The 17,846-nt window shown below is 38.6% G+C and carries 17 protein-coding genes; 6 read left to right on the forward strand and 11 right to left on the reverse strand.

What is annotated here, in order from left to right; all coding sequences use genetic code 11:
- The first annotated feature begins 60 nt into the window (after window positions 1-60).
- From argB to argH, 3 genes are all read left to right on the forward strand, one after another.
- Window positions 61-840 carry an acetylglutamate kinase gene (gene argB, locus G466_RS0107860; protein ID WP_026813176.1) on the forward strand — a complete coding sequence of 260 codons (780 nt, stop codon included), beginning with the start codon at window positions 61-63 and terminating at the stop codon, window positions 838-840.
- A 5-nt stretch (window positions 841-845) separates the two neighbouring features.
- Window positions 846-1,919 carry a M20 family metallo-hydrolase gene (locus G466_RS0107865; RefSeq protein ID WP_034234983.1) on the forward strand — a complete coding sequence of 358 codons (1,074 nt, stop codon included), beginning with the start codon at window positions 846-848 and terminating at the stop codon, window positions 1,917-1,919.
- Between the two features lie 74 nt (window positions 1,920-1,993).
- Window positions 1,994-3,274, forward strand: coding sequence for an argininosuccinate lyase (gene argH / locus G466_RS0107870; RefSeq protein WP_026813178.1), 1,281 nt, complete (start codon window positions 1,994-1,996; stop codon window positions 3,272-3,274).
- A 131-nt stretch (window positions 3,275-3,405) separates the two neighbouring features.
- On the opposite strand, the gene G466_RS0107875 is transcribed toward argH, so the two are convergent.
- From G466_RS0107875 to G466_RS0107900, 6 genes are all read right to left on the reverse strand, one after another.
- Complete coding sequence (locus G466_RS0107875; protein WP_026813179.1) at window positions 3,406-4,092, reverse strand: uracil-DNA glycosylase family protein; 687 nt, start codon at window positions 4,090-4,092, stop codon at window positions 3,406-3,408.
- Between the two features lie 153 nt (window positions 4,093-4,245).
- Window positions 4,246-4,812 carry a hypothetical protein gene (locus G466_RS0107880; protein WP_026813180.1) on the reverse strand — a complete coding sequence of 189 codons (567 nt, stop codon included), beginning with the start codon at window positions 4,810-4,812 and terminating at the stop codon, window positions 4,246-4,248.
- 126 nt (window positions 4,813-4,938) lie between these two features.
- Entirely contained in the window at window positions 4,939-5,781 is an 843-nt protein-coding gene (locus tag G466_RS0107885) for a pseudouridine synthase (protein WP_026813181.1), read from the reverse strand.
- A 70-nt stretch (window positions 5,782-5,851) separates the two neighbouring features.
- Window positions 5,852-6,760, reverse strand: coding sequence for a geranylgeranylglycerol-phosphate geranylgeranyltransferase (locus G466_RS0107890; protein ID WP_026813182.1), 909 nt, complete (start codon window positions 6,758-6,760; stop codon window positions 5,852-5,854).
- Window positions 6,761-6,771: 11 nt separating this feature from the next.
- Window positions 6,772-7,710 (reverse strand): mevalonate kinase family protein, encoded by a 939-nt coding sequence (locus tag G466_RS0107895; RefSeq protein ID WP_026813183.1) that lies wholly within the window; start codon window positions 7,708-7,710, stop codon window positions 6,772-6,774.
- A 127-nt stretch (window positions 7,711-7,837) separates the two neighbouring features.
- Window positions 7,838-8,920: a diphosphomevalonate/mevalonate 3,5-bisphosphate decarboxylase family protein gene (locus G466_RS0107900; RefSeq protein WP_026813184.1), complete on the reverse strand. Its 1,083-nt coding sequence runs from the start codon at window positions 8,918-8,920 to the stop codon at window positions 7,838-7,840.
- A gap of 95 nt (window positions 8,921-9,015) precedes the next feature.
- Between G466_RS0107900 and G466_RS0107905 the strand changes: the two genes are divergently transcribed.
- From G466_RS0107905 to G466_RS0107915, 3 genes are all read left to right on the forward strand, one after another.
- Window positions 9,016-9,489 (forward strand): TspO/MBR family protein, encoded by a 474-nt coding sequence (locus G466_RS0107905; protein WP_026813185.1) that lies wholly within the window; start codon window positions 9,016-9,018, stop codon window positions 9,487-9,489.
- Window positions 9,490-9,722: 233 nt separating this feature from the next.
- Complete coding sequence (gene glpK / locus G466_RS0107910) at window positions 9,723-11,222, forward strand: glycerol kinase GlpK (protein ID WP_026813186.1); 1,500 nt, start codon at window positions 9,723-9,725, stop codon at window positions 11,220-11,222.
- An 18-nt stretch (window positions 11,223-11,240) separates the two neighbouring features.
- A complete protein-coding gene (locus G466_RS0107915; RefSeq protein ID WP_026813187.1) occupies window positions 11,241-11,969 on the forward strand; it encodes an MIP/aquaporin family protein in 729 nt (242 codons plus the stop codon).
- On the opposite strand, the gene G466_RS0107920 is transcribed toward G466_RS0107915, so the two are convergent.
- The 5 genes from G466_RS0107920 to G466_RS0107945 form a co-directional block, all read right to left on the reverse strand.
- Window positions 11,966-13,261 carry a BaiN/RdsA family NAD(P)/FAD-dependent oxidoreductase gene (locus G466_RS0107920; protein WP_034234988.1) on the reverse strand — a complete coding sequence of 432 codons (1,296 nt, stop codon included), beginning with the start codon at window positions 13,259-13,261 and terminating at the stop codon, window positions 11,966-11,968. The two genes, G466_RS0107915 and G466_RS0107920, sit on opposite strands and share 4 nt — an antisense overlap.
- Window positions 13,261-14,013, reverse strand: coding sequence for a glycerophosphodiester phosphodiesterase (locus tag G466_RS0107925; RefSeq protein ID WP_026813189.1), 753 nt, complete (start codon window positions 14,011-14,013; stop codon window positions 13,261-13,263). Before G466_RS0107925 ends, G466_RS0107920 begins: the two co-directional genes overlap by 1 nt.
- Window positions 14,014-14,026: 13 nt before the next feature.
- Window positions 14,027-15,850 (reverse strand): alpha-amylase family protein, encoded by a 1,824-nt coding sequence (locus G466_RS21625; RefSeq protein ID WP_051315565.1) that lies wholly within the window; start codon window positions 15,848-15,850, stop codon window positions 14,027-14,029.
- 117 nt (window positions 15,851-15,967) lie between these two features.
- Window positions 15,968-16,630, reverse strand: a complete 663-nt coding sequence (gene pgmB, locus G466_RS0107940; protein WP_026813190.1) for a beta-phosphoglucomutase — start codon at window positions 16,628-16,630, stop codon at window positions 15,968-15,970.
- An 8-nt stretch (window positions 16,631-16,638) separates the two neighbouring features.
- Window positions 16,639-17,664, reverse strand: coding sequence for a LacI family DNA-binding transcriptional regulator (locus tag G466_RS0107945; RefSeq protein ID WP_026813191.1), 1,026 nt, complete (start codon window positions 17,662-17,664; stop codon window positions 16,639-16,641).
- Window positions 17,665-17,846: the final 182 nt, after the last annotated feature.

Raw genomic sequence — 17,846 nt, forward strand, 5'->3', positions numbered from 1 at the left:
ATAGCTAAGAAAGAATAAGAAATAGGAATTCCTCCGTTTTGGAGCAACTAGTAAGGGCTTATGAAAAAAAAATTATCCGTTGTTAAAATTGGAGGCAACGTATTAGAGAACGAAGTGGAACTCCATAAGTTTCTAGATGCCTTTTCAGCAATGGAAGGCCCAAAAATATTGGTCCATGGAGGAGGTAAATTAGCCACTCAAATAGCTCACAGACTAGGGATAGAATCCAAAATGATTGGAGGACGCCGAATTACGGATGCCGAAGGTTTAAAGATAATAACTATGGTATATGGCGGACTAGCCAATAAAAATATAGTAGCCCAATTACAGGCTCGTGGCACCAATGCCATAGGATTAAGCGGTGCCGATGGCAATACTATCAGAGCAGTTAAACGCCCAGTAAAAGACATAGATTACGGATTTGCCGGCGATGTAGAGGAAGTTAACACCCTGGCTATATATCAATTGCTGCAAGCGGAATTCACTCCTGTTTTCTGCGCAATTACCCACAATAAAGAAGGTCAATTATTAAATACCAATGCAGATACCATTGCTTCTGAAGTAGCTATTGGGATGAGTGACGCTTTTGACACTACCCTTTACTATTGCTTTGAAAAAAAGGGTGTATTGTTAGATATAGCAGACGAGGACTCTGTAGTAAAACACTTGGAACCTATAAACTATCAAGAATTATTAGAAAATAAAATTATAGCAGATGGCATGCTTCCCAAATTGGAAAACTGCTTTCATGCCCTTCATAAAAACGTAGGCAAGGTCTGCATTGGGGACATTAGTATGTTAGCTCCGAACGCTACTTTGTTTACCACAATTACCTTATAATTATTATGGACCAGAAAAAACGAACGGAAAAAGCCATTGAATTACTCCATCAATTGATCAGTATTCAGTCTTTTTCTTCCGAAGAAGATAAAACAGCAGATTCCATTGAAAAATGGTTGAGTGATTTCAATATCCCTTTTAAAAGGGAAAAAAATAACGTTTACGCCTTTAACAAACACTATGATACCAATAAGCCTAACCTATTGTTAAATTCGCATCATGATACGGTTAAGCCCAACTCATCATACACCAAAGACCCCTACCTTCCTCATGTGGAGGACGGAAAGCTTTTTGGCCTTGGCAGCAATGATGCAGGGGGCTGCCTAGTATCTCTACTGGCAACTTTTACGCATTTTTATGACAAAAAAAACCTAAACCACAACATCATTATTGTAGCTTCTGCAGAAGAGGAAAGTTCAGGTCCAAACGGACTTAACAGTATGCTGCCCCTTCTACCAAAAATTGATGTAGCTATTGTAGGGGAACCAACATTAATGCAATTGGCCATAGCCGAAAAAGGATTGGTTGTTTTTGACGGGAGAGTTAGTGGTACGCCTTCACATGCAGCACATCCTAATAATGACAATGCAATTTACAATACTATTGAAGTATTACAGTGGTTTAAAAACTATAGTTTCCCTAAAGTTTCTGAAGTATTAGGCGAGGTAAAACTTACGGTCACCCAAATAAAGGCGGGTAACCAACATAATGTGGTTCCTGGCCATGTAGATCTGGTTATTGATGTACGTGTAAACGACTGCTATAGCAATCAGGAAATTGCAGACGTTTTGGCCAAAGAAGCCCCTTGCGAGATGATACCACGCTCCTTACGACTAAATTCATCCTCCATTGCCAAGGAACACCCCTTAGTACAATCTGGTTTAGCCTTGGGAAGGGAAACCTATGGTTCTCCTACCCTATCGGATCAGGCATGCTTATATTGCCAGTCCTTAAAGTTAGGGCCTGGAGACAGTACCCGTTCCCATTCTGCGGACGAATTTATTTATCTTAGCGAAATAGAGGAGGGAGTTGACTTGTATATTAAAATACTTGAAGGCTTTCTATCGAACAAGCAGTAACCCATTGATTTGGGAAAGATTAAATAACATAAATAAAACTCCCATCTTTTACGGGAAGTAAATACATATAGAAAATGAAACTTTGGGACAAAGGCTTTAGCACAGATAAAAAAATAGACCACTTTACGGTAGGGAACGATAGGGAATTAGATCTACTTTTGGCAAAATATGATGTAATTGCCTCTAAGGCACATGCCAAGATGTTAGGTAAAATTGGCTTGATTACTCCCAAGGAAACTCAAGATTTAGTTAGGGAATTAGATAATATCGCAAAAACCATTGAGCAGGGAAAATTTGTTATAGAAGACAGTTTTGAGGATATGCATTCCAAAATTGAATATGTCCTGACCAAAAAATTGGGCGATACGGGTAAAAAAATACACACGGCCAGGTCTAGGAACGATCAAGTTTTGGTTGCTATGCATCTATATCTTAAAAGCGAACTTGCCGAAATTAAAAGTGAGGTAAAAGTACTTTTTGACCTGCTGCTAAACTTGGCAGATAAATATAAATCCGTTCTATTACCTGGTTATACGCACTTACAAATTGCTATGCCCTCTTCTTTTGGACTTTGGTTTTCTGCCTATGCAGAGAGCTTGGTAGACGACCTCTATTTTGTAGATGCCGCCTATAAGGTAGCAGATCAGAATCCGCTGGGAAGTGCAGCAGGATACGGCAGCTCATTTCCTATAGACCGTGCTTTCACCACAGAGGAAATGGGTTTCGAAACTATGAAGTACAATGTAGTGGCCGCCCAAATGGGACGGGGTAAGGTAGAAAAAGCAGCAGCCTTCGGAATGAGTAACATTGCTGCCACTTTATCTAAAATGGCCATGGATATTTGCCTGTACATGAGTCAGAATTTTAATTTCATCTCCTTCCCAGATGAGCTTACTACAGGAAGCAGCATTATGCCTCACAAAAAGAATCCAGATGTTTTTGAACTTGTACGAGGAAAGTGCAACAAACTGCAGGCAGTACCCAATCAATTAATCTTAATAACCAATAACCTTCCCAGCGGCTATCACCGAGACTTACAATTAGTAAAAGAAGTGATTGTACCCGCTATTCAAGATCTTAAAGCTTGTTTGGAAATCCTTACCTTTAGTTTGCGCGAGATAAGGGTAAACGATGCCATTTTAGAAGATCCTAAATACGATTATCTCTTCAGTGTAGATACGTTAAACGAACTAGTATTAAGCGGGATGCCGTTTAGGGATGCCTACAAAAAAATGGGCAAAGAAATTAATGAAGGAACTTTTACTCCTAAAAGAGATATAAAACACACCCACAAGGGGAGTTTAGGGAATTTATGCTTGGCAGAGATCCGAAAAAAAATGGAGCAAATTGCTTAGTATACCTATTAATACATTTTAACTTATCCCCCTCTGTTACAGAGGGGTATAATTGTTCTTAGTATTTAGGTACATACAAGAATAAACAGCATGACATTCCTCCCAATTGTTGAAAACAACCAACAGAAATACTAACTCAATGCCTCTAAGTATTCCGTAACGTATTTATCTTTTTCCTTGGATTTGTACTGCACAATATAACGGGGATGATCCAAGACTGTAATCGAATCAAAAAGCTTTTCCTGCCCATTGATTAACTTCAAATATTTTGCATTTTTCTTACCAAGCACAATGCAATTAGAAGTATCCACTCCCATTGCAATCAGTTTTTTTAAATTCGATATAATAAATGGCCTGGTTTGCTCAAACAACTCAGTATAATCATAGTAATTGCAGTTCACCCAATTCCCTTTAGCGTTTTTTTGAACAAATCCTAGGGGTGACATCGAATTAATGAAGAAGTCCCCGTAAAACCTTTCTACACCTCCATACGCCTCTATAACTTTATACACGAAAACCGAGGAGGGTTCATGACTCACAACGGAGTCTATGGGAATATTACAGATTTCTGTCAGCCGCTTAGTATCCGTAAATGGGATGCCAGTAACCCCAGCACCCAATCTTCCAGGATTTATTCCAATAATTAATTTTCTTTTATTGGAATCGTTATAGAATTTATGGTAGAAGGAATCCATAATATCCAAGATCTCGGCATTCTCCTGAAAAGGGTTCAATACCTGTATCCCTTTGTACAGTTCCTTAGAAAAGTTGAGTTCTTTATTAAACCTAATAATCTTAGTCGCAAATGGTTCCTTCATTCTTCCTAAACTGATTCTTGGTTATCCGTAGAGAACAAACAAGATAGCGAAGTTATTTTGATCTTGGAAAATGCTTTGGTAATATGCAGCACCAGCATGCTCTTAACCAGAGGATTAAATTAGGTCAATAGAGAATCACTACACTACCGTTAATTAGTCCTCACTGCCCCAAGGTGCACCTGGCGCGGCTACTTCTTTGGTAAGATTAAACTTTACCGAAAAGAATCTATCCGATCCCACTCTGCGCAGGTTGTAGGTAAAAGAAGTATCGTCTAAAGTAATCCACCATACATTATTGGAAGCATAGGCAATTAGATCTGAGGTAAACTGGTCTGCTGGGAAAAATTGTATCCCCGCCAATCCAGTGTTCGGGCTTAGACCGCCATACATAGTAACTTCATCATCGGAACCATCTCTTAATCTATGATCGTGTTTTAAGAGGATTAAATTATCGTCCCTCATTGTAAGCACCCAGGTCCTAGATTTGTCCTCACCTACAAAAAATGGAATTCTAATGTCTTTCTCCCCACAGGCACGGACATGCATTACCAATTTTTCGCCTGTAAAGCCATCACCTTCCTTTCCTCCTGCAACAATCTCCCCTTCAAATGCTTTGCCACAATGGGTAGTTAAATTATTCCAAAACTGAACAGATCCAGGCACTTCCTGCGCCAGCATTTGGAGCGGTAGTATCAATAAAATTAAAAGAAGCTTTCTCATGGCGCCAAGATATGTAATTATTTCATTAGTGCAATCCTTAAGTGATGATGTAGAAAGTAAGGTTTATAAAACTAAAGTGCCCTTTAGAAGATTTCTCTAAAGGGCACTTTATAGTGTTGAAATAAATTATTTAATCATTCCCAGATTAATAACCTCCTGTTTGGTAAGGTATCGCCAATGTCCTCGTGGCAAATCCTTTTTAGTAAGTCCGGCATAGACCACTCGGTCCAATTTCACCACCTCATACTCTAATTCTTCAAAAATACGTTGTATTATTTTATTACGGGTACTCCTTAGCTCAATTCCAACTTCCCGCTTAGGGGAATTGTCAATAAAACTTATATCATCTACCCTGACTATTTTCTCATCTACCATTATACCATCCTTGATCTTCTGAAGATCCTCTCCCCTAAGATTTTTATTGAGCTCTACATGGTATATTTTTCTAAGCCCGTTTTTTGGCTTAGTAAGTCGCTTTGTCATTTCCCCATCATTGGTGAATAATAACAAACCAGTAGTAGTTTTATCCATTTTCCCAATTGGAATAAGTTTAGCCTTAGACGCTTGAGTAATTAAAGATGAAACTGCTCTTCTACCATGCTCATCTTTTGAGGTGGTTACAAAATCTTTAGGTTTATTAAGAAGCACATATTCCCTTTTTTCGGGATTTAACAAACGTCCATCAAACTTCACCTCATCGGTAAGTTTTACTTTGTATCCCATTTCCGTGATTGGCTTACCGTTTACCGTTACACTACCGGCTTCTATATAAATGTCTGCATCCCTACGGGAGCACACACCAGAATTAGCTACATACCGATTCAACCTCATTACATTAGAATCGGACGGTGCCTTTGGTTCACTATTTTTCTTTATTGGCGCATTACCTCTGGCGTAACTTTTCTTTCGAAAATCGCCTCCTTGCCTTCCTGATGCCTTCTTATCGCCATTTGAACTTGACCTACTCATACTTAATTTATTTGATGCAAAGATAATAAAAGTTATTGGATGATTGTGTGAATGGATGCGTAATTCGCTATTAGTGAAGAATTCTATTTAAAACAAGATCAATATCGATCAATAAAATGCTGAATACCCCAGTAAGTATGATTAATTTAAGAATGGCATGTAGCCAAACGTAGTGTTTTTTACTATTTGCTTTAATCAATAAGATTAAAAATCCGATCTGAAAAAAAATACAAGCAATAAAATACAGGTACATATAGCCTATATCAAAATATTCAATCAACAAAAGGGACGGCACTAAAGTAAGTACCATAAGGATTGTTATGCAGGCTTTGGAGAAAGTAACCCCGTACAATATAGGAATGGTTTTATAGTTTTGGGCCAGATCCCCTGCAATATTTTCCAGATCTTTAATAAGCTCTCTAGTCAATATCAGTAAAAATAAAAATAGAGCGTGTACAAAAATTACGGTGTCAAAGTTTTTGTAGTAGACAAAAACCGCAAAAAAAGGGGTAATTGCCAAAGTTGCAGATACAACATTTCCTAAAAAAGCCACCTTTTTTAGCTTATGGGAATAAAACCATATACCAAAAATATAAGCAGAGAAAAACAAAACCGCCCTAAAGGAAACATAGCTTGCTAAGAAAACAGAAATAAAATTAAGCACAAAATAGGTGGTTAGCTTGGTACGCTGACTCACCAAACGATCTAACATACTCTTTCTGGGCTTATTGATTAGATCCTTTTCCGCATCGTAGAAATTATTGATAATATATCCGCCTGCTATTACAAGTGAAGAAACAACAACTATAACAAAGAGATTTAAATCTAGAATCACCTCTTTTAAAGGCAAATCGGGCGCAAGAATATAGATAGAGGCTAAGTATTGGGCCAGAACGATCATTAGGATATTATACCCTCGAATAACCGAAAACAAGCTCAAAATCTTTAGAAGCAAGAGCTTATTTTTTCTACTAAACATAGTTTGGAATCTTAGAAGTTATAAACTACTTCTAAATTATAATCTTTTAGTGCCTTTTTGGCTTTATCGATATCCTCTGTGAATCCCAAGATATAACCACCACCTCCAGAACCACAAAGTTTTAAGTAGTAATCATTGCTCTCTATCCCTTGTTTCCAAAGATTGTGGAACTCTACAGGAATCATAGGCTTAAAGTTATCCAAGACTACATTGGACAACTGTTTTAGGTTTCCAAAGAGGCTTTTGATATTACCGGTGATAAAATCCTCTACACAGGCATCTGTATGTTTAATGAACTGATTCTTTAACATGGTTCTAAACCCTTCCTGCTTCATTTGCTCCATAAATAAATGTACCATAGGAGCGGTCTCTCCAATACTGCCACTATCTAACAAGAAGACGGCCCCCTTACCATCAAAATTTTGGGAAGGAATACTGGTAGACTCTATATTGTCTTTAGAATTTATTAGGATAGGAAGACTTAGGTAACTATTTAAAGGGTCTAAACCAGAGGAATTGCCATGGTAAAACGATTCCATTTTACCGAAGATTGCTTTTAATTTCAATAACTTTTCTCGGGTAAGATTTTCTAAGACCGTAATCTTATCTATCCCATACTTATCGTAAATAGCAGCAACCAATGCACCACTACTGCCAACTCCATATCCTTGCGGAATAGAGCTGTCAAAATACATTCCGTTATCAAGATCATCCTTTAAGGTCTCTAAATCAAAAGTCACCAATGAAGTATTCTCCTTCTGCATCTCCTCCAAATAGGTAGCAAAGGCCTTGAGACTGGCATTGGATTTCTTTGCTTGCTCCGTATCCTTATTCGATGATTTTAAAGCACCTTTGAAAAAATTATAGGGTATGGAAAGTCCTTTGGAATCTTTAATGATTCCATACTCACCAAACAGCAGAATTTTAGAGTAAAACAGTGGTCCTTTCATTCTATTAAGTTACTAATAATTTTACAATTAAAAACGAAGAATAAATAACTGATAATTAAGGGTTCTATAGCTTAGGCAGACAGATCACACCTACTTTTAACGTCATTATTTTAATTATATTACTCCTTTAAATTTCAACCGCACCATTCCCAATTTGGTCGCAAAGATACTGCCCGTTTTCGCAATATGCAACCAACTCATCCTTAATAAACTGCAATACCAATTCTTTATCAGACTTTGGATACAACACATGTACGTTAGCACCTGCATCTAAAGTAAAGCAGAGGTGCGATTTACTTTTGGCCCTAAATTCCCATATTTTATTGATAATTTGCAAAGTATTCGGTTTCATCAACATAAAATACGGTAAACTGCTCATCATCATGGCATGTAAGGTCAGCGCTTCACTCTCCACTATCTTAATAAAATTAACTAGATCGCCTTCAATAAATATTTTTCGCAATTTTGATAAATTATCATCCGCTTGCTTAAAACGTTGTTCAGCAAAGGGATGGCCGTGCATTAAATTATGTCCGACCGTACTACTCACCTGCTTCTGCCCCTTATCTACCAAAAGAATGGTATCTTGGAAATCATTAAAAACCTCATGTAGTTTATAGGGATAGGTAATTGCATAAAGATCGGAACTACCCTCCGTATCTTGGTGATGACCCCATTGCATAAGTGGTCCTTTTATACTCCTAGCCGCACTCCCAGAACCTAATCTAGCCAAAAAAGAAGCTTTAGCATTAAAATAGTCAACTTCTATTTCTGGGAATAACTGCTTTTCTATATGCATTAAACACAATGCAAGGGCAGACATACCGCTAGCGGAGGAGGCTATTCCACTACTATGAGGAAAGGAATTGGAAGTCTCTATTACAAAATGATACGACTTTAAAAATGGCAAGTAAGCAGATATTCTAGAAAAAAAAGTTTGGATTTTGGGCTTAAAATCTGGCTTAGGCTTACCCTCAAAGAGCAATTCGAAAGAAAAATCTTTTCCAGGCTCATCCAACTTACTATAGGTAAGACTGGTAGTAGTAGCACAGGAATCCAAGGTAAAACTAACCGACGGATTGGCTGGCACCTGATTCTCTTTTTTCCCCCAATATTTCACCAAGGCAATATTACTGGGTGATTTATAAGTTACCTTTCCATTCATAAGGGGGCCAGAATAGCTCCCCGAAACAAAGTCATTTTCCCTCATTTCACTAAAAATTTGTACAAAGATAGTTTTTAAGGGGTTGTGCCCTAGTTGCTGTTAAAATAAATTCCTACTTTAGGGGGAATAACTGCCAGTTTTTGAAAAAGCAATATACCTATATCGCAATTTCCGTAGCAATTTGCCTTTTGGTCGGATTTCTATCGAGTTTTGCAACGCAAAGTTCGGTAAACGATTGGTATTTACATCTCAATAAACCTTGGTTTAATCCCCCTAGTTGGATTTTCGCGCCAGTTTGGATCTTGCTTTATATTTTAATGGGCATTGCTACTGGCTTGGTATGGGCAAAGGGGATTTATCATATTTGGGTAAAAACCGCGCTCTATCACTTTGGCATCCAACTCTTATTCAATGCATTGTGGAGCATCGTTTTTTTTGGATTTCAAAACATCTTTGGAGCACTTCTTATTATCCTTACCCTTATTGTCTTGTTGATTTTTACCATAAAATGGTTTAAAATAGTGAACAAGACTTCCGCCTATCTCATGATTCCCTATCTGCTTTGGGTTTGTTATGCTGCTATTCTCAACTACAAAATTTGGGAGTTAAACTAAGCCTAATTAACCGCAGCAAATTGTTGGATGCGCTTTAATTTTAATAATTACGCCTATCCTACTACTGAATTTTACAGGAAAATTCAGATTAAGTAGTTGGTAATTGTGGGGAGACGACATCATAAACCCGACTATTTTGTCACCTAACGAATCTTATTAGGAAAGTGGATTTTTTTAAGATAGGTGTACTTATTTTATTATCTTAATCCCTTTATAAAAAAGAAAACTCCAATATGGCAAATTATATTTTGGCTTTAGACCAAGGCACTACTAGTTCCCGAGCAGTAGTTTTTAACAAAAAGGGCGATATTGTTTCGGTGGCACAAAAGGAATTCACCCAATATTTTCCAAAACCCGGATGGGTAGAGCACGATCCCTTAGAAATATGGTCGTCTCAAGCAGGAATGGCCGCCGAAGCAACTTCCAAAAAAGGCATCTACGGTTCCGATATCGCTGCAATAGGCATCACCAACCAACGTGAGACGGTTGTAGTGTGGGACAAAAATAATGGCCAACCGGTATACAATGCTATTGTATGGCAGGATAAGCGGACCTCCAATTATTGTGATCAGTTAAAAAAGTTAGGGAAATCCCAAATGATTCGTGAAAAAACAGGATTAGTGATAGACTCCTATTTTTCCGGCACAAAGGTCAAATGGATATTGGATAATGTAGAAGGCGCTAGAAAAAAAGCTGAGGCTGGTGATTTACTTTTAGGAACCATAGATTCATGGTTAATCTGGAATATGACGAAGGGTGCACTACATATCACTGATGTCACTAATGCTTCTAGAACCTTATTATTCAACATTAACACATTAGAATGGGACCAAGAGCTACTGGATTTATTCACCATTCCAAAATCCATGCTTCCTCAGGTAAAACAGTCCAGTGAAGTATATGGCCATACCAACCCCAATTTTTTCGCTTCCAAAATTCCAATTGCAGGAATAGCTGGGGATCAACAGGCAGCCTTATTTGGACAAATGTGCACCAAACCAGGAATGGTAAAAAACACCTATGGTACGGGTTGCTTTATGCTGATGAACATTGGAGACAAACCCATTATTTCCGAAAATAATCTTCTGACCACTATTGCTTGGAAAATTAACGGAAAGACGCAATACGCTCTAGAAGGGAGTATTTTTATAGCCGGTGCCGTAGTACAATGGCTTAGGGATGGCTTAAAGATTATAAAAAAATCATCAGACGTAGAAGCCTTGGCAAATTCAGTGAAAAGCACCGAAGGTGTTTATTTTGTTCCTGCATTTGCAGGATTGGGTGCTCCTCACTGGGACCAACACGCTCAGGGCACTATTTTTGGCCTAACCCGTGGCAGTACTGATGCGCATATTGCGAGAGCTGCGATAGAATCTATCGCTTTTCAGACCATGGACGTGTTAAAAGCGATGGAAGCCGATTCCAATATCCAAATAAAAGAATTACGTGTAGATGGCGGTGCTACAGTAAACAATATGCTGATGCAGTTTCAGTCCGATGTATTAAATACAGCTACCGTACGCCCCAAAGTAATAGAGACTACTGTGATGGGAGCCGCTTACCTTGCAGGACTAGCGGTAGGTTTTTGGGATAGTTTGGAAGAAATTCAGGAAATATGGCAGACGGATGCCAATTTTGAGCCCAATACAGAGCGAGAAGAAATAGATGAAAACATTAAAGGCTGGTATAGGGCCGTAAAGGCGTTGCAGTATTGGTCCGATCAGAATTCTTAAATAAAAATACAACTTAGTATGACTCCATTTATTGCCGAAGTTATTGGCACATTTTTTCTTATTTTGCTCGGTGGCGGCGTGGTTGCCAATGTTGTCCTTGAAAAGACAAAATCCAACGACCATGGGTGGATGGTAATTACCACTGCATGGGGACTTGCTGTATTTGTAGGTGTTGTAGTTGCTGCTCCCTATAGCGGCGCCCATCTAAATCCCGCAGTAAGCATTGGCTTAGCAGTAGCCGGAAAATTTAGCTGGTCCTTAGTTCCCTCCTATACGTTAGCCCAATTTCTAGGAGCCATGTTGGGTGCATTTACAGTATGGTTGGTGTATAAAGATCATTTTGACGCAACGGAGAATAAAGATCTAAAAAGAGCTGTTTTTTGTACAGCTCCTGCCATTAGAAATCCCATATCCAATTTTTTTAGTGAGGTGGTAGGTACATTTGCCCTGGTATTTGTAGTACTCTATTTTACCGATGCCACCATTGTAGAATCGGGGACAGCCATTGGTTTAGGTTCCTTGGGCGCACTGCCCGTTGCGTTTTTGGTGTGGTCTATTGGACTTTCCCTAGGGGGTACCACTGGGTATGCCATAAACCCTGCTAGAGACCTCGGTCCGCGAATTGTTCACGCCCTTATTCCAATGAAAAACAAGGGAGGTAATGACTGGGGTTACTCGTGGATTCCAGTAGCAGGTCCCATATTAGGCGCTGCACTTGCAGGCCTATTAATGCTGGTATTAGCCTAAGACTTAGTATTCTTTACAATTCCTTGGGCTGCTATATAAGCACCAGTCCAGGCATTCTGAAAGTTAAATCCGCCTGTAATGGCATCTACGTTGATGATTTCCCCAGCAAAATAAAGGCTGGGGTTTAGTTTACTTTCATAAGTTTTAAAATTTATTTCCTTAAGGTCAATTCCGCCTGCGGTAACAAATTCCTCTTTAAAAGTACTCTTCCCATCTACTCTAAATTGGCACTCCGTCAACTCCTTGGCCAAATCCTGTAATTGGACTTTGGTAATGTCGGCCCATTTATCGGCCTCCGTAATTCCCGAAGCCTTTACCAAACTACTCCACAACCGTTTGGGAAGGTCAAAACATTTGGTCCGTAGCACCGTTTTCTTGCCTTCTAACTCTTTTATCTGTTGAAGTTTATTAATTATTGACCCTTCATAATAACTTGGAAGCCAATTTACCCGTATGGTAAATTTATAATCTAGCTCATTCAAAAATAAGGCACCCCAAGCAGATAGCCTTAAAATCCCTGGACCGCTCATTCCCCAATGGGTAATTAACAACGGACCTTCTGTTTCCAAATCTGAAAGCTGTAAGCTATATTTTTTAAGTGCAGCATGAAACTTATCCAAATGGCCTTTGCTAGAAACAATATTTATCCTCGCGTAGGTACTTACCCCCGAGATTCCAGAAATTCTATCGTCCTTTATATTAAAAGTAAATAATGAGGGAACGGGCGGAACAATAGTATGTCCCATTTTTTTAAGCATCTCCCATATCTTAGGGTTGCTTCCGGTGCATACCAAAAGATTTTTTGCATTATAAGCACCTCGTATAGTTTCTACGCTCCAAATACTTGAATCTTGATTTTCGTCCTCAAAAACCTTAGCAAAACCCGTCACCGAACTATTCCTAAGAACTTTGACTCCCAATCTATCGATTTCACTTACGAGACAGTCTATAATAGTTTGAGAAGAATTGGTGGTGGGAAACATGCGTCCGTCTGGCTCTATTTTTAAAGCTATACCCCTTTCCTCAAAGAAAGCAACGGTATCACCACTACAATAGGTATGAAAAGGTCCCAATAGCTCTTTTTCCCCACGGGGATAATTCTTAACAAGTTCTCTGGGGTCAAACTCGGCATGGGTAACGTTACAGCGGCCGCCACCAGAAACTTTTACTTTTCCCAAACCTTCCTTACCCCTTTCAATTATGGCTACCTTAAGTTGTGGATCTGCCTCTGCTATATGAATTGCAGCGTAAAATCCGGCTGCTCCCCCTCCTAATATAAGAACGTCGTACATTATTTTATGCGTTCGGGATAATTGGTAATTATACCATCTACTCCCATTTGTTTCATGGATTTTATATCCTTTTTTTCATTTATAGTGTAAGGATATACTTTGAAGCCTGCCTTTTGTATTATATCTACATTCTCCAGGGTTAGGGTTGTGTAATACGGATTAATGGCCAAGGCATCCAATTCCTGGGCAATGGCGATTGCCTGCAAGGGATCTTCATCCGTAAGTATAGCAATGCCAATTTGCGAATTTAATGCTCTCATCCGTTTTAGCTCCTCCCATTTAAAACTGGAAATTAAAAACTTATCAAGTGGCCATCCCTTCTCCTTTACATAATAATTGATTATAAAATTGACCCTATCTGCCGTATTGTTCCCCTTAAGTTCTATATTTAAATGGGCTTGTTTATCCATCAGATTAATGACTTCCTGCAATGTGGGAATCTTATGGTTCCCATCTAGGGTCAACTTCTGAAGCTCATTATAATTATAGTTTTCAATTTTCCCTTCCCCATCAGTAAGTCTTTCCACATTAGCATCATGAAACACCACAATTTCCCCACTTCTAATTTTAAAGACATCAATCTCTATCATGTCTACCCCCAGATCTAGGGCCTTTTGAACAGACGCTAAGGTGTTTTCTGTTTCGTGGCCCATAGCTCCCCTATGCCCTATAACCAATGGTGTATTCATATTCTCACAGCTTAAGATCAATAATGCGACAAAGAAAAATCCGAATGTTTTTAATGACTTCATATATGTTCCAATTCTATTTTTCTAATCTTAAAATAAACGACTCCAAAGGCTGCAGATCTATTCTAACTTCCCCAATGCCATGGTAAACGTTCAACGTTTTTTCTATGGATTCCGACAACTGGTCCCGTAATTGATACGCTCCATCTTGTAATTCCCATTCCTTAATTATTTCTTCGGGGAGTTTTAACTCAAACCCAAAGCCATCATGGGCATCAAAATTAGCGATAATAATTAGTTTTTCATTTTTAGACCAGCGAACGTAGGACAACACACGATAATTATAGTATTCAGTATGGTCACGGTTATAAAAGTGAATATCCCTATATTCCCCCATCAATGCGCTACTATTTATGGTAAAATTGAGCAGACTTTTATAAAATTCCCGAAGGTCACTTTCCTGGGCGGATAATTGTCCGCCATCAAACTTTTTATTGTTTACCCATCGTTGTAAGTGAGGTACTCCCACATAATCGAAAATAGAAGTACGTCCAGGAGATCCAAACCCAGGATTCTCTGCGGCTGGCTCCCCAACTTCCTGCCCAAAATAAATCATTGTTGGCGAGGTTCCAATTGTTGCGGATACTACCATCCCGGGCTTTGCCTTTTCGGCATTACCTAAAAACTCTGGGCTTGGAATCCGCACTTCATCATGGTTCTCCAGAAAATGGAGCATATGGTGTTCAATATCAAGCAGACCTTTTTGTACCACAGGGATATGGTCTGTCCATCCATAGCCCTGCATTATAGGAATCAACCCATCGTAAAACTCCACTTTATCATAGAGATAATCCATTTTTCCCTTAAAAATATAATCTCTATAAAGATGGGGCTGGTAAACCTCGGCCATTAAAAAAGCATCGGGATTTTTCATTTTTATTGTAGAATTTAAAAAGCTCCAAAATTCCACAGGCACCATTTCGGCCATATCATACCTAAATCCGTCAACCCCCAATTCTAACCAATACAGTGCAATATCCCTGAATTTTATCCAAGAATCGGGCACTTCTTTATTTGCCCAGAATGCAAAGTGATCGGAAAAATCCTTTTGATTGAAATCTCCTGGAAGAGAATCAAAATCCTTAGTACCATCGGGGCGGACACCATAATTAATTTTTACGGTCTCATACCAATCATTAAAATCGGGTTGTGATAATCTGGATCCATTACCGGTCCACTTTGCGGGAACTTCCACAAATTTTTCCTCACCCATATCATATTGTTCACCTCCCAAAGGAAGATATCCGCTACGCCATTCCGGAAGTTTAAACACCTCATGGGGATTGTAATAAAAGTTATTGTTCTTATCGTATTCTACTTCTCTATTATCATTGGCACCAAAGTCTACCACACCCTTTGGATTATTTTTCCCTTCGTATTTTCGGGCCACATGATTGGGCACCAAATCTATAATCACCTTTAAACCAGCAGCGTGACTCCTTTTAACCAGGGCTTTGAATTCTGACTCCCTTTTACTAGGGTCTTTCGCTAAGTCCGGATTTACACTGTAATAATCCTTAACCGCATAGGGCGATCCAGCCCTACCCTTAACAATATCTGGATCGTCATTAGAAATGCCATAGGTTGTATAATCACCAATTAAGGCATGATGAGGAATACCCGTATACCAAATATGGGTAACACCTAAATCCTTAATCTCCTGTAATGCTTTTTTTGTGAAATCGGCAAATTTGCCTATGCCATTTTCTTGGATAGTCCCCCACGGCTTATTAGTAGTATTGGTATTCCCAAATAACCTGGTAAAAACTTGGTATACCACTAACTTCCCCCTGTTATTATTTTGGAAATTAGCTACTTCATTATTTTTGGTATTGGTCATATGCTATTTTGTTTGGATAATTGGCTCGGTGGACCCAACCCTCTTTTGGCGCTTTATTGGCAGGAATCTTGGATAAAAATATAGGCATATAAGTCTTTAGGACTAGTAGAAATTACGCTAATCAACCTGATTTATAAGTTTATCTAAAAATGAAGTATCCATCTCTGTGAAATTTTTAAATACATAATCTGCGGAGGTAAGGACTTGGGCATCTCCTATCCCGATGCTGACCATTTTTGCCTTATTTGCTGCTTCTATCCCTGCAATAGCATCTTCAAAAACAACACAGTTTTGGGCTGAAACTCCAATTTGTTTGGCAGCTATCATAAAGACTTCTGGATCTGGTTTGGCCTTGGTCACGTGGTTTCCATCTACTACAACCTCAAAAAAGTCTGTAAGTTTTACCTTCTCCAATATGGGAATTGCATTTTTACTGGCAGACCCCAGAGCTATTGGTATATTTTTAGATCTTAAATAAGACAATACTCTCTCTACGTCTGGTAAGATTTCTGATTGATCCATCTTCTCAATATAGGAAAGGTAATCTTCATTCTTTTCTATCAACCACCGATTAAACTGCTCAGTCGTTGCTGTAACCCCTCCAATATCTAAAAGTATTTCTAGACATCTCCTGCGGCTCACCCCTTTAAACATTTCATTTTGTTCCTTGGTAAATTCGAACCCCAATTCATTGGCCAATTTTCTCCAAGCCAAAAAATGGTATTTAGCGGTATCTACGATTACCCCGTCCAGATCAAAAATAAATCCCACTTCCCTCATCTCAACTTTTATTTATTATTTCTTGTGGATCCACGCTCTACAAAAGTAGGCTCTAACATTCTGGTAACATAAGTTTCTTCCTCCACCTCCAATTCTATTTTTTCTATAAGCATTTGAGCTGCAATTTCACCCATCTTTTCTCCATGCTGAGCTACTGCTGTAAGACCGGGGGTAGCATATTTAGATAGTATTCCGTCCGTAAAACCTATAAATGAAATATCTTCTGGGATTCGAAGACCTTTAGCTTGGACAAAACGCATACTAGCTATGGCAAATATTTCATTTACGCTTAGTACAGCATCTACCTCGGTTTTATTAAAAAAGTCTTCAATGGCATCTTCGTCAATCTCCATGGTAGGAAATTTAAGGATCAATCCCTCATCATACTCTAGATTATGATCTAATAACGCTTGTTTATAGCCTGCAGCACGATCCCTACTTACACTATAATGTTCATCGGTCGTTATTAAGGCGATTTTTTTTCTATCGTCTTTTATAAATTTTGATACCGCTTGGTACGCCCCTTCCCTATCGTTAATGACCACTTTGTCACAGTTAATCTCATCTGCAACCCTATCAAACAGCACCAAGGGTATCCCCTGATCTGTAACTTCCTTTAAGTGATTATAATCGCCCTTCTGTTGCGTACCTGCAGAAAGAGCCATGATAAATCCATCTATACTCCCGTTGGCCAAAAGCTCCATATTGATGACCTCCTTATCAAAAGACTCATCGGACAAACATACAATTACATTGTAGCCTTTAGTATTGGCATAATTCTCAATCCCCCTAAAAACGGTAGTAAAAAAATGGTGAACAATATCCGGGATAATAACCCCAATATTTTTAGTTCTTTTGTTCTTTAAACTAATGGCTATATTATTGGGCTTGTAGTTATGCAATTTGGCATAAGCCTGGATTCTTCCTTTTGTTTCAGCCCCAATTTCCTCACTGTTTTTCAACGCTTTGGATACGGTGGAAATAGAAACTCCTAGTTCCCTTGCAATGTGTTTCAGCGTAATTTTTCTTTTCAAAACCTTAATTTTTCCTTGTTATCGGTAATAAGATTGAAAGATAAGACTAAAAAAGAAAACTAAACCATAAGCGCCCCATTAATACCCTAAGTAGAAAGATTTGCAAGGCAAAAAAAATATAGGTTAATGTAAATACACTACATATCGAGGAATAATTTATATTTGCATATGATAATGTTAAA

Source organism: Arenibacter certesii DSM 19833 (assembly GCF_000429545.1).
Lineage (GTDB): Bacteria > Bacteroidota > Bacteroidia > Flavobacteriales > Flavobacteriaceae > Arenibacter > Arenibacter certesii.